Origin of the sequence: Streptomyces solitudinis (assembly GCF_036323765.1) — a bacterium.
In the GTDB taxonomy this organism is placed as follows: Bacteria; Actinomycetota; Actinomycetes; order Streptomycetales; family Streptomycetaceae; genus Streptomyces.
Map to the genome: position 1 here is coordinate 366,313 of NZ_JAZDCW010000001.1, position 21,704 is coordinate 388,016.

The window sequence follows — 21,704 nt, forward strand, 5'->3', positions numbered from 1 at the left end:
GGACATGACCGAGACGAGCGGGCCGCCCGGCGTCAGCGTGGAGGGCGTCAGCTTCGGTTATCCGGGACGGCCCGTTCTGGACGGTGTGGACCTGCGGGTGGCGCCCGGCGAACTGACGGCCCTCGTCGGTCTCAACGGCTGCGGCAAGTCCACGCTGCTGCGCCTGGCCGCCGGGCTCCTCGCGCCCACGTCCGGGCGGGTGCTGCTCGGCGGTGACGACCTCGCCCGGCTGGGCCGCCGGGCGGCGGCCCGCCGGGTGGCGCTGCTGCACCAGTCGGCGCCGCCGGTGCCCGGCATGACGGTGCGCCAGCTCGTGCGGCAGGGCCGCTACGCGCAGCGCGGCCCGCTCGGCATGCTGCGCGACGGTGACGACGCCGCCGTGCGCCGCGCGCTGGACGACGTCGGGGTGGCCGCGTGGGCGGACCGCCCGGTGGACGCCCTGTCGGGCGGGGAGCGGCAGCGGGTCCGGCTGGCGATGGCGCTGGCCCAGGACACCCGCGTACTGCTCCTGGACGAGCCGACCACCTACCTCGACCTGCACCACCAGCTCGACGTGCTCCAGACCGTCGTGCGGCTGCGCGCCCAGCGGGGCCTGACGGTGGTGATGGTGCTGCACGACCTGGGGCACGCGGCCCGTTTCGCCGAGCGCGTCGTGGCGCTGCGCGGTGGGGCGGTGGTGGCCGACGGGGCGCCGGAGGAGGTGGTCACCCCCCGCTTCCTCGCCGAAGTCCTGGACGTGGCCGGTCGGGTGGGGCGCGACCCGGAGGGCGGCTGGCCGGTGTGCTACCCGGATCATCCGCTCTCCCCTCTAGCGAATGACAATCATGTTCAATAGAGTGTGCGTGCGACGTCCGAACGGGCATCGCACGCCCATCCCACGACCGGGAGGAATCCGTCATGGACCAGGAGCAGGTCTTCACCCCCATCGCCGACCCGGGGCAGCTCGCCCACGACTCCGCGTCGCACTCCAACGCCCTCGTCGAGAACCCCTTCGAGGACGACACCGAGGAGTAAGACCCCGACCCGCGGGCCCGGCCGGACACCACCGGCCGGGCCCGCCCCGCAGCGAACCGGCCGAAGGAGCACGGACATGACCCGCAGTGAGCTGGCACCCGGAGTGGAGGTCGTCACCGTCCCCGGCGCGGGGCTGGCCCTGCGCGACGCCGACGGCGCGTTCTGGCGCATCGACACCGGGGACGTCCCCGCCGGGACGCTGCTCACCCGGCTCGGCGGCCGCGAGTCCGGCCGCGAGTCCGGCCGCGCCCCGCAGAACGGCGCCGGGACGCCGGACGGCGGTGGCGCGGGAGGCGAACTGGACGCGCTGTGCGCCGCGTTCGCCTCCGCCGGATACCTCGGCGCCGCCGCGTCCCCCCGGGACTGGCCCCGCCACCTGCGCGACGTCCGGCTGCTGGGCGCCCCCGCCCTCACCGGACCGCTGGCCACCTGCCTGCGGGCCGCCGGAGCCACCGTCAGCCTGGACACGGAGCCACCGCCTCCCGCCCCGCCCGGCCCCGGCACCCCCGCCGCGGTCGTGTGGTGCCTGGACGGCCCCGTCCCCACCGGACTGTGGGACGCCGCCGACGCGCTGCCCGCCCGGGGCACCGCCTGGCTGCGCTGCCACCGCGAGGGCCACCAGATGTGGATCGAACCGCTGGCCGCCGCCCCCGGCGACGTCACCTCCGCGCACGTCCGCGCCCGCAGGCTGGCCGCGACCCCCGCCCACCGCGAACTGGCCGCCTACTGGGACGGCCGCCGCACCACCGGCGCCCCCGCCACCCCCGGCCCCGCGCAGGCCGCCTTCGTGGCCGCGCTCATGGCCGCCGACCTCACCGCCTGGGCCACCGGCGCGCGGACGCCCGGACTGCCGCCCGCCCGGCGGCTGCGCCGCGTCGACCTGCGCACCCTCACCGTCACCGAGCACCCCGTGCTGCCGGTGCCGCCCGTCGCGCCGCTGCCCGCGCCCCGGACCCCGGGCGCCGCGTGACGTCCGCCGCGCCGGCGGCGCCGCGCCCCGCCGGGCGCCCCCGGGTCACCACCGCGTACGTGCCCGCACCGGACGGCACGCCGCTGGCCACCGACCTGTGCCTGCCCGCGGGCCCGGGACCGCACCCGGCCGTCCTCGTCCGCACCCCCTACGACCGCACCCGGCACCGGGCCGAACTGCGCGGCTGGGCCCGCCGGGGCTTCGCCGCCCTCGCCCAGGACGTCCGCGGCCGGTACGGCTCGGCGGGGCGCTGGCACCCCTACCGGCAGGAGGCCGCCGACGGGGCCGCCACCGCCCGCTGGGTCCGCGCGCGGTCCTGGAGCGACGGACGGCTGCTCGCCGCCGGGGCCTCCTACGCGGCGCACTGCGCGCTCGTCCTCGCCCTCGACCCGGCCGTGCGGGAGGAGGAGGACGCGGCACCGGACGCCGTCCTGGCCGCGGTGCCCGCCCTCGGCGCCGCCGACACCGCACGGGAGGCGAGCGGTCCCGAACGGCTCCTGGCCCGCGCGGGCTGGTGGGCCGCGCACGGCGACCGCCCCGACAGCGACGAGCGGGCGCTCGCCGCCGTCCTGGCCACCGACCCGGACGCGCTCGGCCACCTGCCCGTCGAGGAGCTGCCCCGCAGATTCGGCCGCCCCCTGCCGTCCTGGCCCGCGCTGTGGCGGACCGGCGACCGCGGCCGCCTGCTGCGCCTGGCGCCCGGCTCGAACGTGCCGCTGCTCGCCGTCGGCGGCACCCACGACCCCTTCCTGGCCCAGACGCTCGCCCTGTGGCGCGCCTGGGGCGCCCCCGCCGCCCGGCTGCTCCTGGGCCCCTGGGGGCACGGGCTGACAGCCGCGCCCGGGCCGGACGCCACCGCCGCGCACCGCCTGCCACTGGGCCCCCTCTACGCCGCGTGGGCGCGCGCCGCGCTGGAGGGACGCCTGGCGGCGGCCCCGCACGGCGCGGTCGGGCTCGGCGGCAGCCCGCTGTGGCTCCCCGTCCCCGGGGCCCGCGCGTGCGCGCGGTGGCCCTTCGGCCGCCGCGGGGGCCTGCGGCTGCTGAGCGGCGCCACGTTCACCGCCCACCCGGCCCGGCCCGTCCGCTCCGACGACCTGCGTGTGCCCGTCCCGGACGGGCCGGGCCACCGGGCCGCCGACCGCTGTCTGCTCGCGGGCCCGCCGCTGGACCGTCCCCTGGACCTGCTGGGCGCCGCCGCCGTGCGGCTGCGCGCCACCGCCGACACCCCCGCGGCCGACTGGGTCGCCCGGCTGACCGCGCTCACCCCGGCGGGCACGGCCCGGCACCTGGCCACCGGCGTCGTCCGCCGCGCCGAGGTGCCCGGACGCGCCGGGGACACCACCGTTCCCCTCGGCTTCCTCGCCCTGCGGCTGCCCGCCGGGACGCGGCTGCGGCTGGAGATCGCCGGACACCACTTCCCGGCCCACGCCCGCAACCCGCACACCGGCGCCGACCCCGTCACCGCCGCCGTCCCCCGCCCCTCCCGGCGCACCGTCCACCCCGCGCACAGCGCCCTGCTGCTGCCCGCCGTCCCCGCGTGCCGCCCCGCCGACGCCGTCGACCCCCGACAGGAGATCTGCCGATGACCAGCCCGCCGGTCCTTCCGCTCGACGCCCTCGTGGACCCGGTGTGCGGCATCGTCCGCGCGGTGGAGCCCGTCTCCTGCCCGAGCGGCACACCGCCCCGCTACACCGCCCTGACGGCGGAGGTGGCCGACGCGCGGCGGCTCGGCGCCTGGCCCGCCGACCGGGTCGCCCTCGGCACCACCTTCGGCGATCCGGACGGCGCCAGGACCGCGGCCGTCGCCGAGGCCGTCGAACGGTACTGCGGCAACCGCGTCCCCCCGCCCGGGCACCCGGACGCCCCCGTGGCCGCGACCCTGGCCGAGCTGAGCGCCGAGGGGCTGCGCCACCTGGGCCACGCCGACCTGCCGCGCTACGCCCCGTGGCAGTACGCGCGCGCCCGCTTCCCCTACCGCCCGCTGGCCGACGACACGCCCGCGCTGTGGACGCGCGGCACCGAACACCTGCCGGACGGCACCACCACCGAGTGCTGGGCGCCCGTCGCGCTCACCCACCTCAACTGGCGCCAGGGCGAGCTGCGCGCCCTGCCGCGCACGCACCACCTCAACTACGCGGGCATCGCCACCGGGCAGGGGCTGGACGACGCCGTCGAACGCGGCCTGCTGGAGGTCGTCGAACGCGACGCGCTGGAGCTGTGGTGGCACCTGGACGGCCCGGCGCGCGGCATCGACCCCGACAGCGTGCCCGGGCTCCGTGACGACCTGGCCGGCTCCGGACTGCGGGTGTGGCTCACCGAACTGCCCTCCGAGTTCGCCCCCTGCATGGCGGCCCTCGTCCACGACGCCGGACGCGGCCTGTACGCCGCCGGGTTCGCCTGCCGGTACGACCCGGCCGAGGCCGCGCGCAAGGCCGTCCTCGAAGCCGTGCACACCTGGGTGTTCACCCAGGGGCTCACCGGCGCCGACGGCTGGGTCTTCAGGGCCGTCGAGGCCGGGCTGCTGGCCCGCGGCCTCTACCTCGACCACCGCCCCGACGGCCGCTACCTCGACGCCTGCGGCCCCGACTTCGCCGCCGTGCGCGACCTCGGCGCGCACGTCCAGGTCTGGCTGGACCCGCGCATGGCCGCCGAGGCCCGCCGCTTCACCGCGCCCGCGCTCGGCACCACCGGCATCGACGCGGTGCCCGCCGGCAGCCGGGAACGCCTGGAGCGGGCGCTGCGCGCGGGCGGCCACCGCGTCGTCACGGCCGACCTCACCACCGAGGACGTCGCCGAGACCCCGCTGCGGGTGGCCCGCGTCCTGGTGAGCGGGCTGATACCCAACGCGCCCGCCGCCTTCGGCTACTTCGGCTGCCCGCGGTTCGGCGACGCCGCGCTCGCCCGGGGCTGGCGCGGCGAGACGCCCACCGCGCCGGACGACTTCACCCTCGCCCCGCCGCCCCACATGTGAGGCCGGGCCCGTGATCCCCACCGCCCCCGCCGCCCCCGCCGAGGCGCTGCCCGACGCGCTCGCCGCCGGACTGCCCGACGCGCTCGCCCGCGCCCGCACCAACGAGGTCCCCGGCCCCGCCACCGCACCCGGGCCGCCGGTACCGCCCTGGCCCGGACCGGGCGTGCCCGTGCCCGAGGCCCGGCCGCACGAGGCCGCCCTCGCGGCGCTGCTGCGGCTCTCGCTGGCCGCCCGCGACGCCCGCGACCCCCGCGGGCGGCTGCGCCCCGCCCCCTCGGCGGGCGCCTGCCACCCGGTCGACGCCACCGTGACCGTCGGCTCCGGCGCCCCGCTGCCGCCCGGACGGTACGGCTACGACCCGCTGCGCCACCGCGTCCACCGGCTGGGCGCGGCGCCGCACGGCACCGCGCCCGGCGTCCGCGTGGAACTGACCGTCACCGCCCGGCGCACCGAGGCCCGGTACGGGCACCGGGCCTGGCCGCTGCTGCTCCTGGACGCCGGGCACGCCGCCGCCGCGCTGTGGCTGGCCGCCGCCGCGCTGGGCGCCCCCGGCGCGGAGGTGACGCTGGACGGCCGCGCCGGACGCCCGCTCGCCGCCCTCCGGCTGCCGCCGCCGGGCCACCCGGCCGCCGGGCGGGCCCAGGGCGGCGACGCCGCAGGAGCCCCCGCCCCCGGGGAACTCCTCGGCCGCCGCAGCGCGCCACCGCCGCTGTCCGGCGCGCCGGACGAGACCGCGCTCGCCGCCGTCCTGGCCGCGGCCGAACGGGCCTGCGGCCCCGCACTGTCCTGGTGCGCGGCCGTCGGCGGGCCCCTCCCCGGCCTCGTCGCCACCGCGCCCGGCGGCGGGCTGCGCCGCCTGGCCACGGGAGAGGCCCGCCCCACCCTCGCCGCCTGGGCGGCCGGACAGGGCTGGATCGCCGGGGCCGGTGCCGTCGTGCTGGGCTACGGCTGCCCCGACGGCGCCGGACCGGCCCGCATCCGCCGCGCCCACCTGAGCGCCGGACTCGCCGTCGGCCTCGCCCAGTGGACCGCCGCCCGCCACGGGCTGCGCGCCCGCCCGGTCGGCTCCTGGCAGCGGGCCGACCTCGGCGCCGCGCTCGGGCGGGCCCGGGGCCGCGACTGGGTGGTCCACGGCCTCGCCCTGTCCCGCCCCGACCCGCCCCACCCCGCCGAACGGCAGGAGCCGTCCCCGTGCTGATCCACCCCGAGCTGCGTGCCGCCGCCCGCCGCGCGCCGCGTCCGCTGCTGGCCGCCACCGTGCTGCTCGGCGCCGTCGCCCTCACCCACCTCGCCCAGGCCGCGCTGCTGGCACTCGCGCTGGCCGCCGTCGCCCGGGGCGACACCGGGCAGCTCGCCCCGCTGCTCGCCGCCGTCCTCGCCGTCGTCGCCCTGCGGGCCGTCCTGACGTGGTGGCAGCGGCGCACCGCCGCCCGTGCGGGAGCGCTGGTCCGGATCCGGCTGCGCGACGCGCTCCTGGTGCGCCTCGGCGCCCTCGGCCCGGCCCACCTCACCGAGTCCCGGGCCGGCGCGGTGCGCACGACGCTCGTGGACGGAGTGGAGGGCGTGGACGCCTACGTCTGCCGCTACCTCCCGCAGCTCCTGGTCACCTGCGCCACGCCGCCGCTGCTGCTCGCCGCCGTGGCCGCGGTGCAGCCGTACGCGCTGCTCGTCCTCGTCCCCGCGCTGCTGCTCGCCCTCCTCGGACCGCGCGCCTTCGACCGGCTGGTCGCCCGCCGGGGCGCCGAGCACTGGGACACCTTCGAGGCGCTGGGCGCCGACTACCTGGAGGCCCTCCAGGGCATGCCCGCGCTGCGCGCCGCGGGGGCCGTCGGCCGCACCCACGCCCGCCTGGAACGGCGGTCGGCCGCCCTGCACCGGGTGACCGTCGCCAAGCTGCGGGTGTCGCTGGTGGACACCGCGCTCACCGACCTCGCCGTGCAGGGCGGCACGGTGGCCGCGGCGCTGCTCGCCTGCTGGTCGGCCACCACCGGGGCGACGGCCGCCACCGGCACCTACCTCCTGCTGTTCCTGGCCTCCGAGTGCTTCCGACCGGTGCGCGACCTGGCCCGGGAGTGGCACGCCGGGTACCTGGGCGCCTCGGCCGCCGACGGGCTCGCCGCCCTGCGCACCGCCCGCCCGCCGGACGCCGACACCGGCACCGCGCCCGCCCGCTGGCCCGCCGCGCCCGCCGTCCGCTTCGAGGACGTCCGCTTCCGCCACCCGGGCGCCGCCCGCCCCGCGCTGGACGGTGTCACCCTCACCGCGGAGGCCGGCCGCACCACGGCGGTCGTCGGTCCCTCGGGCGCGGGCAAGTCCACCCTGCTCGCCCTGGTGCTGCGGCGGTACGCCCCCCAGCAGGGGCGGGTGCTCCTGGACGACCGGCCCGTGGACCACTACGCGCTGGATTCCCTGCGCCGGGGCGTCGCCGTCGTCTCCCAGGACACCTACCTCTTCCACGCCACCGTCGCCGACAACCTGCGCCTGGCCCGGCCGGACGCCGACGACGCCGCGCTGGAGGCCGCCGCCCGCACCGCCGGCGTCCACGACGAGATCACCGCGCTGCCCGCCGGATACGCCACCGTGCTCGGCGAACGCGGCGCGACCCTCTCCGGCGGCCAGCGCCAGCGCCTGGCCCTGGCTCGCGCCCTGCTCGCCGACGCCCCCGTCCTCCTCCTGGACGAGGCCACCAGCGCCGTGGACGAGCGCCGCGAGGCCCGCATCACCCGCGACCTGGCGGCCGCCGTCCGCGGGCGCACGTGCCTGGTCGTCGCCCACCGGCTCGACGCCGTGCGCCACGCCGACCGCATCGTCGTGCTGGACGGCGGCCGGGTGGCGGCCAGCGGCGACCACGCCACGCTGCTGCGCACCTCCCCCCTCTACGCGGCGCTCGTCGCCGCCTCGGACACCACCGCGAGCACCGCGGACACCGCCACCAGGACCACCCAGGGAAGCGAACTCGTCGCATGACGCCGACCACGGCCCCCGCCCCCACCGCGCCGCCGCGCGGGGCACTGCGCGCCCTGCTGCCCGCCCTCGCCACCCACCGCGCCATGGCGCTGCGCACCACCGCCGCCGCGCTCGCCGAACACGCGGCGCTCGCGGCGCTGGTGACGCTGGCTGCCCACACCGTCGGCGCCGCGCTGTGGGAGAGCCGCGCCCCCGCCCCGGGAACGGTCGCCGTCCTCGTCGCCCTCGTCGCCGTCCGGGCCGTGGCCACCTGGCGCGAGATGGACCTCTCGCACGACCTCGCCTACCGCGTCCTGGCCGTGCTGCGGGTCCGCGTCTTCGACGGACTCGCCCGCAGCGCACCGGCGAAGGTGGCCGGACGGCGCAGCGGCGACCTGGCCGCCACCGCCATGGCCGACGTGGAGGCGCTGGAGTTCTTCTACGCCCACACCACCGCGCAGGTCGTGGCCGCCACCACCGTGTTCACGGCGGGCGGCGCCGTCCTGGGCACCGTGGAGCCCTGGCTGCTCGCCGCCGTCGTGCCCCCCGCGCTGCTGCTGCCCGGCGCCGCGCTGCTGGAGGGCCGGGCCCGCGCCGTGCGCGGCGCCCGCAGCCGGGCCGCCGCCGCCCGCCTGTCGGCCGACACCGTGGACACCGTCGACGGGCTGCGCGAGCTGCTGGCCTGCGGCGCCCTGCCCCGGCGCCGGGAACTGCTGGCCCGGCGCGGCGGGGAGCTGGGAGCCGCCCAGCGGGCCGAGGCCGGATGGGAGGCCGTCGCGGGGTCGCTGCGGGACGCGGCCGTGGTGGCGGCCGTACTCGGTGTCGTCGCCGTGACGGCGGCCGCCCACGCCGCCGGTCACCTCACCGGCCCCTGGACGCCCGCGGCCGCCGCGCTCGCCCTGGCCGTGCTCGCGCCGGTGGCCGAGGCAGCGCGGGCCCTCGCCCAGGCAGCCTCGCTGCGCGCCGCCGCCGCCCGCGTCGCCGACGGCGTCCACGCGCCCGCGCTCGCCCCGCCCCCGGCCGCCCCCCGGCCGCTGCCCGCCGGGCCGCTCGGGCTGCGGCTGCGCGGCATCCGCTTCGGCTACGGCGGCGCCCCGGTGCTCGACGGCCTCACCCTCACCGTCCCCGCCGGGCGGACGCTCGCCCTCGTGGGTGCCTCCGGGGCGGGCAAAACGACCTGCGCCCACCTCCTCGCCCGCTTCTGGGACCCGCAGTCCGGCGCCGTCGAACTGCTGCCGCGCGACGGGGAGCCGGTGGACCTGCGGGAGCTGGCGGACGCCGACCTGCGCCGCGCCGTCGCCGTCGTCGGCCAGGACACCCCGCTCTTCCACGGCACCCTCGCCGACAACCTCCGCCTGGCCGCGCCGGACGCGAGCGACGCGGAGGTGGCCGCCGCCGCCCGGCTGTGCGGCGTCGACCGCGTCGCCGCCGGGCTGCCGGACGGGCTGGCGGGCCTGGTGGGGGAGCGGGGCGCCACTTTGTCCGGCGGCCAGCGTGCCCGCGTCGCCCTGGCCCGCGCGGTCCTGGCAGCCCCCCGGGTGCTGGTGCTGGACGAGTCCACCGCCCATCTGGACACCGCGGGGGAGGCCGAGCTGGCCGCCGCGCTGGCCGTCGGCGCGGAGCACCGCACGACCGTCGTCATCGCGCACCGCCCGGCGACGATCCGCCGCGCCGACCGCGTCGCCGTGCTCGACGGGGGCCGCGTCGTGCAGGAGGGCACCTGGGAGGAGCTGGTCTCCCGCGACGGCCCGCTGTCCCGGCTGCTGGACCGCGCCCCCTGACCCGCCGTACGACCGCCGGCTCGTTGTGTCAGGAGTGGGGCGGGGTGACGTGACGGGTGCCGCGCGGGAACAGCTGCGGCCGTTCCCGCCGGTCAGCAACGGACGTTGTGGCCGGTGGCGTGGTCATCGGCAGGTGATCACAGGGACCCTGCGCCGGTCTGCGTCTTCCTGTGTACCGCAACCGCCGCAGCCCTGCTCATCTGGCTTCGAAGCTGCTTTTGCTCTACTGCGCGCCGGGGTGATTCTGGTCGGAAGGGTGGTGTGAGGTGGACGGGAGGGAATGAAGGTAGGGCACCAGAGTCCCGATTTCTCCGTACTCAATGCCATCAGCCCCTCCCGCCCCCCGGAGAAGCGCCGTGTCGCAATCTGCTGACGAACTCATCGTACTCCTGGACGAGGACTGGAACAGTGTGGGCTCTGCCCCGAAAGATCAGTCCCATCACCAGGAAACTCCGCTGCACCTGGCATTTACTGCCTACGCATTCGACGAAGAGCGTCATTTTCTCCTGACGCGCCGGGCACTGACGAAAAGCACCTGGCCCGGAGTATGGACGAATAGCTTTTGCGGGCATCCCTTGCCGGGAGAGTCACTAGAGCGTGCCGTGCGACGGCGTTTGACCGCCGAGCTCGGCACCACTGCTGAACGTATGGATCCGGTACTCGGCTCCGTACGTTATCGAGCCGTCATGGACAACGGCATCGTGGAAAACGAAGTCGGTCCAGCCGTACGGGTCTGCCTAGCCCAGCCACCCGACCCGAGCCCCGAGGAGATCGACGCTCTTCGATGGATTCCATGGGAGCGAGTCCTCTGGGAAATCGATAACGGGAAAACAACTCTCTCGCCATGGAGCTTGCTCACCATCGAGAGACTGCGCAGCCTGGGTCCGGACCCGTGGGCCTGGCCGGTCGCTTCCGCGCACAATCTGCCCCCGCCGCTGCGATGCCCCGCCTAGGCGGGGCTGCGGCCGTTCTCGACCTCGACGGCACTTTGCATCCGGGGACGCTAGGTGCGGCGGTATTGCGGGAGCTGCCGAGTGCGGGCGGGGACTCTGGTGCTATGGCGCTTACGGCGATCGAAGCTCGGGGGTAGCGGGCCGAGGCTTTTCCAGTCGACGGTGGAGCAGGTTTATACCCACTACGCTGCCGCCGTGGCTGGGGTACCGTACGAGATGCTAAAAGCAGCATCTCGTCGCGCATGGGCTGTCAGCCGACCTGAGCTGTTTGATTTCGTAGTTCCTTTTCTGGAGGAACTGCGGCGGCGTGGGTACGTAGCCGTGCTGATCTCCGGTAGTCCGGAAGAAGCTGTTGAGGTGGCAGCGGCGGATCTCGGGATCCAGTACAGCTACGGGGCTCGCGTAGCTGTCGCTGCGGGGCGTTGCCTTGCGCGTCTGGAACGTGCTCCAGGTTATCCGGGAGAGAAACTCCGTTGCCTGCAAGTGCTGCGCGAGCGCGTTCCTCTTGACCTGTCCCGCTCGCTGGCCATCGGTGACAGTGCCTCGGACATCGAGCTCCTGAATGTGGTAGGTTATCCTGCCGCTTTCGAGCCCGACATGGAAATGGCTACCGTTGCCCGGGAGCGTGGCTGGCCATGCGTCGATCGCGAAACCGTATTGCAGGTGTCTCTGGGCCTGCTCGTGGAAAATGGCTGAGATTCTTCTCCATCGCCCTTGTCACAGCCACTCGCTGATGGCCGCGATGAGGACGGTCGCCTCGTAACGCACCGTGAGCTTGTCGCACCTCGTGGCCACTGCGTGGTGCCTTTTGAGACGGTTGATGCCGCACTCAACCGCGTGCCTCGCCATGTAGTCCTCGGGGTCGAACATCGGTGGACGGCCACCGCGCGAGCCGCGCTTCTTGCGGCAGGCGTACGCCTTGTCCGCGCGCACGCGCCTCGGCCGGGTGCGGCGGCCTGCCCAAGCCTGGGCGGGGCACCCTGATGCGGCCCAGGACGGCCTCAAACTGCGGGGAGCCCCCCGCCGCCCGGCGGTGATCACGATAGACATGGGTTTCTGCCCCTGCTCGGCATTCAAGTGCAGCTTGGCGGTCAGCCCGCTCCGCGAGCGTCCGAGCCCGTGATCATCCGGCTCGACGGCAACGCGACCGGGCGGCTCCTTCCGAAGGTTCCCCCTTTGCGGCCCCCGGCAGCGTGCTGATGGGTCCGCACGATCGTGGAGTCGACGTTGCTCTCCCAGGTGACCAGGTCCTTCGCATCCGCCCTGGCCTGGAGGGCGGTGAAGATCCGGTGCCAGGTGCCGCCCCTCTGCCAGCGGCGGAACAGGCCATACGCCCGGCCCCACGGCCCGTACTCGGTGGGCACGTCTCGCCACGGAACACCGGTCCGAACCCGAAACCGTATGCCGTCGGTCAGCCGCCGACGAGGCCATGCGGGTGGTCGTCCTGCCTCGGCCCGCTTCGGCAACAACGGCTCCAGCAACGCCCACTGCTCATCCGTGAGATCTCCCCGCCCCATGCCCACGAAGGTTCAGCGCGCAAGATCCGTTCTCGATACACGGCCTAGCTGATGCGCAGGGCCAGGAAGAAGTCGAGCTTGTCCTCCAGGCGGGACAGGTCGCGGCCGGTCAGCTGCTCGATGCGGCCCACCCGGTAGCGCAGCGTGTTGACGTGCAGGTGGAGCCGGCTGGCGCAGCGCGTCCAGGAGCCGTCGGATTCCAGGAACGCCCGCAGCGTGGTCATCAGCTCCGCGCGGTGCCGCCGGTCGTAGTCGCGCAACGGGTCGAGCAGCCGCGCGGTGAACGCCCGGCGGACGTCGTCGGGGACGAACGGCAGCAGCAGCACGTGCGAGGCCAGCTCCTCGTGCCCGGCCGCGCAGACCAGCCCCGGCCGGGCCGCCGCCACGCGCCGGGCGTGCCGGGCCTCCTCCAGCGCGCCGCGCAGCCCCTCGGCGGAGTGCACGGCGGCGCTCACGCCCAGCGTGAGCCGCCCGCCGTCCGCGAGCCCGCGCGCCAGCGGGCGGCGGATCACCTCCAGCAGCGTGCCCGCGTGCAGCCCGGTGACCGCCCCCGAGACGGCCGCCGCGTCCCCCGTCGCCTCCTCGGCGGCGGGCAGCGGGACGAGCGCCACCGCCTCGTCACCGGTGCGCGCGACGGCGATCCGGTCGGCCGGGTCCGGGCCGGACGCGCCGGGGTCGACGAGGGCCTCCTCCAGCAGGGCCTGCGCCGCCGGACCGCCGGGCACACCGCCGTCCGCCCACTCGACCGAGGCCACCACGACCTGCCAGCGCGGCGCCGCGCCGAGCCCGGGCAGCAGCACCGGGGCGGCGACCCGCAGCCGGGCGGCGACCTCGGCGGGCGGCGCGCCGGACTGCACCAGCTCCAGCACCTCCTGGGCGAGCCTGCGCCGCACCCCGCGCGCCGCGTCGCGCCGGTCGCGCTCCACCGCGATGAGCTGGGTGACGCCCTGGAGCAGGCCGACGCGCTCGGCGGGCCAGTCACCGGTGTCGGCCTCGACGGCCAGGAGCCAGTCCGACAGCAGCGTCGTGCGCACGTCGCGGGCCTCGCCGCGCACGGGGAAGAGGGAGTACGCGCCCCGGCCGCCGGGCGGGGGAGCCGCCCGGTACGGCCCGCGCCGCCCGGAGCGGACCGCCGCCAGGTGCTCCCCGGCCAGGTGCGCGCGGACGGCGGCGGGCAGCTCGGGCGTGTCGGAGCCGGGGCCGGCGCCGGCGATCTGCCGCCCGGTGGGGGACAGCACCCAGGCCCGCAGGTCCAGGTCGGAACCGAGCAGGTCGAGCACCACGTCGGGGCCGCCGCCCGACGGGCCGGGCGTCATCAGCCGCCGGTGCCGCTCCACGACGGCGGCCAGGTCGCCCGCGCGCTCGCCGGAGACCTGCCGGACCACGTGCTCGGTGATCGTGGCGAAGGCGACGTCCTCGTCCACGGCGAACAGCGGTATCCGGTGCCGGGCGCAGGCGGCCACCAGATCGTCGGGCACGGCGCCCAGCTCGGCCTCTCCGGCGGCCAGCCCCGCCACGCCCGCGGCGGCCAGGACGGCGACGAACGCGTCCGCGTCCCCCGCGGCGTCCGTGCCGCGCCGCCAGGCGAGGCCGGTGAGGACCAGCTCGCCACCGGAGAGGTAGCGGCTCGGATCGCGCAGGTCGGTCGTCATCACCGCGCGCACCGCGCGGTCCAGCTCCCGTTCCCCGCCCAGCAGGCGCAGCCCCAGTGAGGGCATCTCCAGCAGTGTGCGCAGCCGCATGTCGTCGCTCACCGTTCCCTCACGTGTTCCTGCTGTAATGATGCGAGGTTTCCCCGCCCCGTCTTTCGTTCGAATCTACAAGACCCGCCCACCGCCCAGCCAATCGCTTCATGCCTTCGGTGACTGCACCCCGCGATCGGCGGCGCTGTCTACTGGGCCCCACCCCTGAACGGCAGATGAACGCTCTCTGTGCCCCAGCGCGCCCAGGTCAGGGCGCCCGCTCACCTGTACGTGCGACCCGAGAAGAGACCCCATGGAGTTCCTGCGCCCCGCCAGCTGGGAGGAGGCGCTCGCCGCGAAGGCCGAGCACCCCACGGCTGTGCCCATCGCGGGCGGCACGGACGTGATGGTCGAGATCAACTTCGACCACCGCCGCCCCGCGTACCTGCTCGACCTCAACCGCGTCCGCGAGCTCCACGAGTGGGAGGTGGGCGGGGAACACGTCCGCCTGGGCGCGTCCGTCCCCTACACCCGGATCATCGAGGACCTGCGCGCCGAACTCCCGGGCCTCGCCCTGGCCGGGCACACCGTCGGCTCCCCGCAGATCCGCAACCGGGGCAGCGTCGGCGGCAACCTGGGCGCCGCCTCCCCGGCCGGCGACGCCCACCCGGCGCTGCTGTCCGCCGGTGCCGAGATCGAGGCCGCGTCGGTGCGCGGCACCCGGTTCATCCCCGCCGAGGAGTTCTTCACCGGCGTCAAGCGCAACGCACTCGCCGCGGACGAGCTGATCAGGCGCGTCCACATCAAGAAGGCCACGGGGCCGCAGCAGTTCTCCAAGGTCGGCACCCGCAACGCCATGGTCATCGCCGTGTGCGCCTTCTCGGTCGCGCTCCACCCGGACACGCGCACCGTGCGGACCGGCATCGGGTCCGCCGCCCCCACCCCGCTGCGCGCCACGGCCGCCGAGGAGTTCCTGAACGCCGCCCTCACCGACGGCGGCTTCTGGGACAGCGGCAAGACCATCACCCCCGCTGTCGCCCGCCAGTTCGCCGAACTGGCCTCCGGCGCCTGCAACCCCATCGACGACGTCCGGGGCAGCGCCCGGTACCGGCGGCACGCGGTGGCCGTCATGGCCCGCCGCACCCTGGGCTGGACCTGGCAGCAGTACCGGGACGCCCGCACCACCGAAGGAGGCGCACAGTGCGCGTGAACTTCCGCGTCAACGGACGGCCGCAGGAGGCCGACGACGTCTGGGAGGGCGAGAGCCTCCTGTACGTCCTGCGTGAACGGATGGGCCTGCCCGGCTCCAAGAACGCCTGCGAGCAGGGCGAGTGCGGCTCCTGCACGGTCCGCCTGGACGGCGTCCCGGTGTGCGCGTGCCTGGTGGCCGCGGGCCAGGTGGAGGGCCGCGACGTCGTGACCGTCGAGGGCCTGGCCGACCACGCCGCCCGGCGCGCGGCCGGTGCCTGCGGCGAGCACCGCGCGGACGGCCCGGCCGCCCCGGGCGTCGCGCTGGACGACGCCCTGCGCTGGCGGGCGGACCCGGGGCGGGAGCGCACCGGCCCCGCGGCCGGCGAGCACGCCGCACTCTCCCCCGTCCAGCAGGCGTTCATCGACGCCGGCGCCGTGCAGTGCGGCTTCTGCACGCCCGGCCTCCTGGTCGCCGCCGACGAGCTGATCGAGCGCAACCCGCAGCCCAGCGACGCCGACATCCGCGAGGCGCTCTCGGGCAACCTGTGCCGCTGCACCGGCTACGAGAAGATCCTCGACGCCGTCCGCCTGGCCGCCGCCCGCGGCGAGGACGGCACCGCGACCGCCGGAACGGGGGCCGGACGATGAGCGAGGTCACCCGCGTCCCCGTAAGCCTCAGCCAGGGCAGCGCCACGAGAGGCGGCATCGGGGAGTCCACGCTGCGCCCCGACGGCACCCTGAAGGTGACCGGGGAGTTCGCCTACTCCTCCGACCTGTGGCACGAGGACATGCTGTGGGGCCACACGCTGCGCAGCCCGCACGCGCACGCCGAGATCCGCTCCGTCGACACCTCGGCCGCCCTCGCGCAGGCGGGCGTGTACGCCGTCCTCACGTGGGACGACCTGCCCACCGAGGTCAGGAACTACGGCCTGGAGATCCAGGACACGCCCGTCCTCGCCCACGGCCGGGTGCGCCACCACGGGGAGCCGGTGGCCATCGTCGCGGCCGACCACCCGGAGACCGCCCGCCGCGCGGCGGCGAAGATCGTGGTGGACTACGCGCCGCTGCCCGTCGTCACCGACGAGGCGAGCGCGACCGCGCGGGACGCGCCGCTGCTCCACCCGGGCCGCGAGGACCACCACGCCGGCCACGTGCCGCACCCCAACATCGTGCACCGCCAGCCCGTCGTGCGCGGTGACGTGGCCGCGGCCCGGCGGAGGGCCGACGTCGTCGTCAGCGGCAGCTACGAGGTCGGCATGCAGGACCAGGCGTTCCTGGGACCGGAGTCCGGGCTCGCCGTGCCCGCCGAGGACGGCGGGGTGGACCTCTACGTGGCGACCCAGTGGCTGCACTCCGACCTGCGCCAGATCGCCCCCGTCCTCGGGCTGCCCGAGGACAGGGTGCGCATCACGCTGTCCGGCGTCGGCGGCGCGTTCGGCGGACGCGAGGACCTGTCGATGCAGATCCACGCCTGCCTGCTGGCCCTGCGCACCGGCAAGCCGGTCAAGATCGTGTACGACCGGTTCGAGTCGTTCTTCGGCCACGTCCACCGCCACCCGGCCCGCCTTTGGTACGAGCACGGCGCGACCCGCGAGGGCAGGATCACGCACATGCGGTGCCGCATCGTGCTGGACGGCGGTGCCTACGCGTCCGCCTCGCCCGCCGTGGTCGGCAACGCCTCCTCGCTGTCGGCCGGCCCGTACGTGATCGACGACGTCGACATCGAGGCCGTCGCCCTCTACACCAACAACCCGCCGTGCGGCGCGATGCGCGGCTTCGGCGCGGTGCAGGCGTGCTTCGCGTACGAGGCCCAGATGGACAAGCTCGCCGCCGCGCTGGACATGGACCCCGTCGAGTTCCGCCAGCTCAACGCCATGAGCCAGGGCACGGCCCTGCCCACGGGCCAGCGGGTCGACTCGCCCGCGCCCGTCGCCGAGCTGCTGCGCCGCGTCAAGGCCATGCCGCTGCCGCCGCGGAAGCAGTGGGAGACGGGCGACGGGTCGGGCACGGCCGTCGACGTGCGGGCGCTGCCCGGCGGGCTGTCCAACACCACGCACGGCGAAGGCGTCGTGCGCGGGGTCGGCTACGCGGTGGGCATCAAGAACGTCGGGTTCTCCGAGGGCTTCGACGACTACTCCACCGCCCGGGTGCGGCTGGCCGTCGCCGGCGGACAGCCGGTGGCCGAGGTGCACACGGCCATGGCCGAGGTCGGCCAGGGCGGGGTGACCGTGCACGCCCAGATCGCCCGTACGGAGCTGGGCGTCGCCGACGTGACGATCCTTCCGGCGGACACCCGGGTCGGCTCGGCGGGCTCCACCTCCGCCTCCCGGCAGACCTACGTCACCGGTGGGGCCGTCAAGCACACCTGCGAGGCCGTGCGCGAGCGGGTCCTGGAGCTGGGCCGGGCGAAGTTCGGCACCCACCACCCGGCCTGGGCGACCGCCGAACTGCTCCTGGAGGGCGGCAAGGTCGTCACCGACGGCGGCGAGGTGCTGGCCGGCATCGCCGACGTCCTGGAGGAGGAGGCCGTCGACATCGAGCTGGAGTGGCGCCACCGCCCCACCGAGGCGTTCGACCTGCGCACCGGCCAGGGCCGCGGTCACGTCCAGTACTCCTTCGCCGCGCACCGCGCCGTGGTGGAGGTGGACACCGAGCTGGGCCTGGTCAAGGTCGTCGAGCTGGCCTGCGCGCAGGACGTCGGCAAGGCGCTCAACCCGCAGTCGGTCGTCGGGCAGATCCAGGGCGGCACGACGCAGGGCCTCGGCCTCGCGGTCATGGAGGAGATCCTCGTCGGTGCCGACGGCAGGGTCCGCAACCCCTCCTTCACCGACTACCTCATCCCCACGATCGCGGACACCCCGGCCATCCCCGTGGACGTCCTGGAGCTGGCCGACCCCCACGCGCCCTACGGACTGCGCGGCATGGGCGAGGCGCCGACGCTGTCCTCGACCCCGGCCGTCGTCTCGGCCATCCGGGCGGCGACCGGTCTGGCGCTCGCCCGGGTCCCCGTCCGTCCGGAGCACCTGACCGGCACGTAGACCGCCTCCGGCCGGGGCGGCGGACCCGCCCCGGCCGGACGGCACCCGCTCACGTCCCCCCACGCGCAGCATCCACGTTCGTCTCGGGCCGTCCCCCGCGTCGTGCATCCCAAATCCGGGCGGTGGAAAGGCCGCCGGGTGCCCCTTTGAACCTTGGGAGTTGGCACACCATGGCACAGTCGTCCACCGAGCCGGAAACCGCCGCGACCAGAGCGGGGAACGGCTCGCGTCCCCTCGCGGGCAAGGGCTGGCTCGACCGCTATTTCCACATCACCGCACGCGGGTCCACGACGGGCCGGGAGGTCCGCGGCGGCGTCACCACCTTCATGGCGATGGCGTACATCCTCCTGCTGAACCCGCTGCTGCTGAGCGTCGAGGACGTCAACGGCGACACGCTGGCGCCCACCGCGGTCGTGACCGCGACGGCGCTCGCGGCGGCCCTCACCACCGTCCTCATGGGTGTGATCGGCAAGGTCCCCCTGGCGCTCGCCGCCGGGCTCAGCGTCTCCGGCGTGCTGGCGACCCTGGTCGTGCCCTCGATGGCCTGGCCGCAGGCCATGGGCATGTGCGTCATCTACGGCGTGGTGATCATGCTGCTGGTGATCACCGGCCTGCGCGAGAAGATCATGAACGCCATCCCGATGGGGCTCAAGCACGCCATCACCATCGGCATCGGCCTGTTCGTGGCGATGATCGGCCTGGAGAAGGCCGGATTCGTCGGCCGGGGCGCCGAGGGCGGCCCGCCGGTCACCCTGGGGGTGGGCGGCGCGCTGACCGGGTGGCCCGTCCTCGCCTTCTGCATCACCCTGCTCGCCGTCTTCATGCTGCTGGCCCGGGGCGTCCCGGGCGCCATCCTCATCGGCATCGGCGTCGGCACCGCGTTCTCGCTCGTCGTGACCGCGCTGTACGACCTCGACGAGCGGGCCTGGGGCCTGGCCGTCCCCGCCTTCCCCGGCTCGCCCGTCTCCTCCCCGGACTTCAGCCTGCTCGGGCAGATCCGGTTCGGCGGCTTCGCCGAGCTGGGCGCCGCCTCCGTCACGATGATCGTCTTCACGCTGGTGCTGGCGGGTTTCTTCGACGCCATGGCCACCATCATCGCGGTGGGCCAGGAGGCCGGGCTCGCCGACGAGAAGGGCCGCATGCCGGGCCTGAACAAGGCACTGCTGGTGGACGGCGCCGGCGGCGCCATCGGCGGTGTGGCCAGCGCCTCGGGCCAGACCGTCTTCATCGAGTCGGCCTCGGGCGTCGGGGAGGGCGCGCGCACCGGTCTGTCGGCGACGGTCACCGGCCTGATCTTCGCGGCGATGCTGCTGTTCACCCCGCTGGCCGGGATCGTCCCCGGCCAGGTGGCCGCGGCGGCCCTCGTCGTCATCGGCGCGATGATGATGCAGAACGCCCGGCACGTGGACTGGAACGACCGCGCCGTGGCCATCCCGGTCTTCCTGACCGTGATCCTCATGCCGTTCACCTTCTCGATCGTCAACGGTGTCGGCGCGGGCGTCATCGCCTACACGGCCATCCGGCTGGCCCAGGGCAAGTGGCGGGAGCCCGGCCTGTTCATGTGGCTGCTGACCGTGCTGTTCGTCTTCAACTTCGCCTTCAACGACCTGGGGCACTGACACCCGGACGGCCCCCGCCACCGCGGGGGCCCGGCCGGGGCAAGGAGGGACGCCATGCTGGACATCGCCGCCGAGCTGGACCGGTGGTGCGAGCAGGGCCGCGACTTCGCCGTCGCCACCGTGGTGGCCACCTCCGGCAGCGCGCCGCGCCGGCCGGGGGCGGCCCTCGCGGTGGACGCCGGGGGCACGGCCGTGGGCTCGGTCTCCGGGGGCTGCGTGGAGGGCGCGGTGTACGAGCTGTGCCGTGCGGCGCTGGAGAGCGGACAGAGCGTGGTCGAGCGCTTCGGGTACGGCGACGAGGACGCCTTCGCCGTGGGACTGACGTGCGGCGGCGTGATCGACGTCCTCGTCACCCCGGTGCGCTCGGCCCCGGCCGGCCCGGACGGCGGCGGGGAGCCCTCCGCCGCCGTCCGCCCGGCCGTCGCCGCCGCGCTGGCCGCCGCCGCGCGCGGCGAGGCGGCCTGCGCCGTCCGCGTCGTGGACGGCCCGGCCGGGCTGCTCGGCGGCGCCCTGTACGTCCGTGCCGACGGCGGCCACACCGGGACGCTGGGCGGACACCGGGAGCTGGACCGCGTCGCGGCCGGCGAGGCGAAGGCGCTGCTGGACGCGGGCCGCACCGCCACCGTCGAGGTGGGCGCGGACGGCTCGCGGTGCGGGGCGCCGGTCACCCTGTTCGCCGAGTCGAGCGTTCCCGCGCCGCGGCTGATCGTGTTCGGGGCGGTCGACTTCGCCGCCGCCCTGGTGCGGGCGGGGTCGTTCCTCGGCTACCGGGTGACGGTGTGCGACGCCCGGCCCGTCTTCGCCACCCGGGCGCGCTTCCCCGAGGCGGACGAGGTCGTCGTGGAGTGGCCGCACCGGTACGTCGAAAGCACCGCGGTGGACGGGCGGACGGTGCTGTGCGTCCTCACGCACGACGCCAGGTTCGACGTCCCCCTGCTGGAGCGCGCCTTGCGGCTGCCGGTCGCCTACGTCGGGGCGATGGGCAGCCGCCGCACCCACGAGGACCGGCTCGCCCGGCTCGTCGAGGCGGGCCTGGGCCCGGCGGAGCTGGCCAGGCTGCGGTCACCGATCGGTCTCGACCTGGGCGCCCGCACGCCGGAGGAGACGGCGCTGTCGATCGCCGCAGAGATCGTCGCCGTCCGGCGCGGCGGGTCGGGCGCGCCGCTGACCGGCGGTGCCACCCCCATCCACCACGACGGCCCGCGGGGACCGGCGGGGGCGGCGGCGGGGTGAGGGGCCGGGCGCCGTCGCGTGCGGAGCGCCATCTTCCGCATGCAGTGGTCTGGACATGTCCATGACGCGACGCTAGCGTCGAATTTGGTCTGGACCAACGCTCTCGGAACTCCCCACGTTCTTCAGGCAGGAGCGAAGCATGCACAAGAAGATCACCACGACGACGGTCGCCTTAGGGCTCGCCGCCGCCACCGTCCTCACCACCGGTTCCAGCGCCTCCGCGCACGGCTACACCACGGCCACCGCCAGCCGCCAGATGCACTGCGCCCAGGGCGCGGTCAGTGGCTGCGGGCAGATCCAGTGGGAGCCGCAGAGCGTGGAGGGCCCCAAGGGGTTCCCCGCGCGGGGCCCGGCCGACGGCCGCATCTGCGCCGGCGGCAACACCCGGTTCGCCGAACTGGACAACCCCAGGGGCGGTGCGTGGCCCACCACCCAGCTGAGCAGCGGGCAGAGCTACACGTTCACCTGGCGCAACACCGCCCGGCACAGCACCAGCACCTACCAGTACTACATCACCCGCAACGGCTGGAACCAGAACGCCCCCCTCACCCGGGCCGCCCTGGAACCCGCCCCGTTCCTCACCGTGAACCTCGGCGGGCGCCAGCCGGGCGCCACCGAGTCGCACAGCGGACGCATCCCGGGCGGGAAGTCCGGCAAGCACCTCATCCTGGCGGTCTGGAACGTCGCCGACACGGGCAACGCCTTCTACGCCTGCTCCGACGTCCGTTTCTGATCCCCGTCCCCACCGGGTGACCACCCGCCCGGTCCTGCCGCCGAGGGGCGCCCCCG

Annotated in this window: 17 protein-coding genes and 1 pseudogene; 16 read left to right on the forward strand and 2 right to left on the reverse strand. The window is 76.0% G+C overall.

Annotation, left to right across the window (positions count from 1 at the left end; translation table 11 throughout):
* The first annotated feature begins 4 nt into the window (after nt 1–4).
* The 10 genes from V1J52_RS01410 to V1J52_RS01450 all read left to right on the forward strand — a co-directional run bounded on the left by V1J52_RS01410 (nt 5) and on the right by V1J52_RS01450 (nt 11,331).
* Nucleotides 5–835, forward strand: a complete 831-nt coding sequence (locus tag V1J52_RS01410) for an ABC transporter ATP-binding protein (RefSeq protein WP_330137653.1) — start codon at nt 5–7, stop codon at nt 833–835.
* Nucleotides 836–897: 62 nt separating this feature from the next.
* Nucleotides 898–1,014, forward strand: a complete 117-nt coding sequence (amiA, locus tag V1J52_RS01415; protein WP_330137654.1) for a streptamidine family RiPP — start codon at nt 898–900, stop codon at nt 1,012–1,014.
* A gap of 76 nt (nt 1,015–1,090) precedes the next feature.
* The gene (locus tag V1J52_RS01420) at nt 1,091–1,984 is read left to right on the forward strand and encodes a hypothetical protein (protein ID WP_330137655.1); all 894 of its coding nucleotides are present in this window, start codon (nt 1,091–1,093) and stop codon (nt 1,982–1,984) included.
* A 59-nt stretch (nt 1,985–2,043) separates the two neighbouring features.
* A complete protein-coding gene (locus tag V1J52_RS01425; RefSeq protein ID WP_330137656.1) occupies nt 2,044–3,570 on the forward strand; it encodes a CocE/NonD family hydrolase in 1,527 nt (508 codons plus the stop codon).
* Nucleotides 3,567–4,955, forward strand: coding sequence for a YcaO-like family protein (locus V1J52_RS01430; RefSeq protein WP_330137657.1), 1,389 nt, complete (start codon nt 3,567–3,569; stop codon nt 4,953–4,955). The genes V1J52_RS01425 and V1J52_RS01430 overlap by 4 nt, the downstream gene beginning before the upstream one ends.
* A 10-nt stretch (nt 4,956–4,965) precedes the next feature.
* Complete coding sequence (locus tag V1J52_RS01435; protein ID WP_330137658.1) at nt 4,966–6,153, forward strand: SagB/ThcOx family dehydrogenase; 1,188 nt, start codon at nt 4,966–4,968, stop codon at nt 6,151–6,153.
* A complete protein-coding gene (locus tag V1J52_RS01440; RefSeq protein ID WP_330137659.1) occupies nt 6,147–7,922 on the forward strand; it encodes an ABC transporter ATP-binding protein/permease in 1,776 nt (591 codons plus the stop codon). The genes V1J52_RS01435 and V1J52_RS01440 overlap by 7 nt, the downstream gene beginning before the upstream one ends.
* A complete protein-coding gene (locus V1J52_RS01445; protein WP_330137660.1) occupies nt 7,919–9,682 on the forward strand; it encodes an ATP-binding cassette domain-containing protein in 1,764 nt (587 codons plus the stop codon). The genes V1J52_RS01440 and V1J52_RS01445 overlap by 4 nt, the downstream gene beginning before the upstream one ends.
* A gap of 320 nt (nt 9,683–10,002) precedes the next feature.
* Nucleotides 10,003–10,635: an isopentenyl-diphosphate Delta-isomerase gene (gene idi / locus V1J52_RS26085; RefSeq protein ID WP_443075677.1), complete on the forward strand. Its 633-nt coding sequence runs from the start codon at nt 10,003–10,005 to the stop codon at nt 10,633–10,635.
* Between the two features lie 81 nt (nt 10,636–10,716).
* Nucleotides 10,717–11,331, forward strand: coding sequence for an HAD family hydrolase (locus tag V1J52_RS01450; protein WP_330137661.1), 615 nt, complete (start codon nt 10,717–10,719; stop codon nt 11,329–11,331).
* Nucleotides 11,332–11,352: 21 nt separating this feature from the next.
* On the opposite strand, the pseudogene V1J52_RS01455 reads toward V1J52_RS01450, so the two are convergent.
* Both V1J52_RS01455 and V1J52_RS01460 read right to left on the reverse strand, forming a co-directional pair.
* Nucleotides 11,353–12,152 (reverse strand): annotated as a pseudogene (locus tag V1J52_RS01455) (IS5 family transposase).
* A gap of 44 nt (nt 12,153–12,196) precedes the next feature.
* Nucleotides 12,197–13,894, reverse strand: coding sequence for a PucR family transcriptional regulator (locus tag V1J52_RS01460; RefSeq protein ID WP_330138089.1), 1,698 nt, complete (start codon nt 13,892–13,894; stop codon nt 12,197–12,199).
* A 253-nt stretch (nt 13,895–14,147) separates the two neighbouring features.
* Between V1J52_RS01460 and V1J52_RS01465 the strand changes: the two genes are divergently transcribed.
* The 6 genes from V1J52_RS01465 to V1J52_RS01490 all read left to right on the forward strand — a co-directional run bounded on the left by V1J52_RS01465 (nt 14,148) and on the right by V1J52_RS01490 (nt 21,648).
* Nucleotides 14,148–15,044, forward strand: a complete 897-nt coding sequence (locus tag V1J52_RS01465; protein WP_330137662.1) for an FAD binding domain-containing protein — start codon at nt 14,148–14,150, stop codon at nt 15,042–15,044.
* Nucleotides 15,035–15,673, forward strand: coding sequence for a (2Fe-2S)-binding protein (locus V1J52_RS01470; RefSeq protein ID WP_330137663.1), 639 nt, complete (start codon nt 15,035–15,037; stop codon nt 15,671–15,673). The genes V1J52_RS01465 and V1J52_RS01470 overlap by 10 nt, the downstream gene beginning before the upstream one ends.
* Complete coding sequence (gene pucD / locus V1J52_RS01475) at nt 15,670–18,063, forward strand: xanthine dehydrogenase subunit D (protein WP_330137664.1); 2,394 nt, start codon at nt 15,670–15,672, stop codon at nt 18,061–18,063. Before V1J52_RS01470 ends, pucD begins: the two co-directional genes overlap by 4 nt.
* A gap of 170 nt (nt 18,064–18,233) precedes the next feature.
* On the forward strand, nt 18,234–19,682 hold the full coding sequence (locus tag V1J52_RS01480; protein WP_330137665.1) for an NCS2 family permease: 1,449 nt from the start codon (nt 18,234–18,236) through the stop codon (nt 19,680–19,682).
* 54 nt (nt 19,683–19,736) lie between these two features.
* Entirely contained in the window at nt 19,737–20,915 is a 1,179-nt protein-coding gene (locus tag V1J52_RS01485) for an XdhC family protein (RefSeq protein ID WP_330137666.1), read from the forward strand.
* A 139-nt stretch (nt 20,916–21,054) separates the two neighbouring features.
* The gene (locus tag V1J52_RS01490; protein ID WP_330137667.1) at nt 21,055–21,648 is read left to right on the forward strand and encodes a lytic polysaccharide monooxygenase auxiliary activity family 9 protein; all 594 of its coding nucleotides are present in this window, start codon (nt 21,055–21,057) and stop codon (nt 21,646–21,648) included.
* Nucleotides 21,649–21,704: the final 56 nt, after the last annotated feature.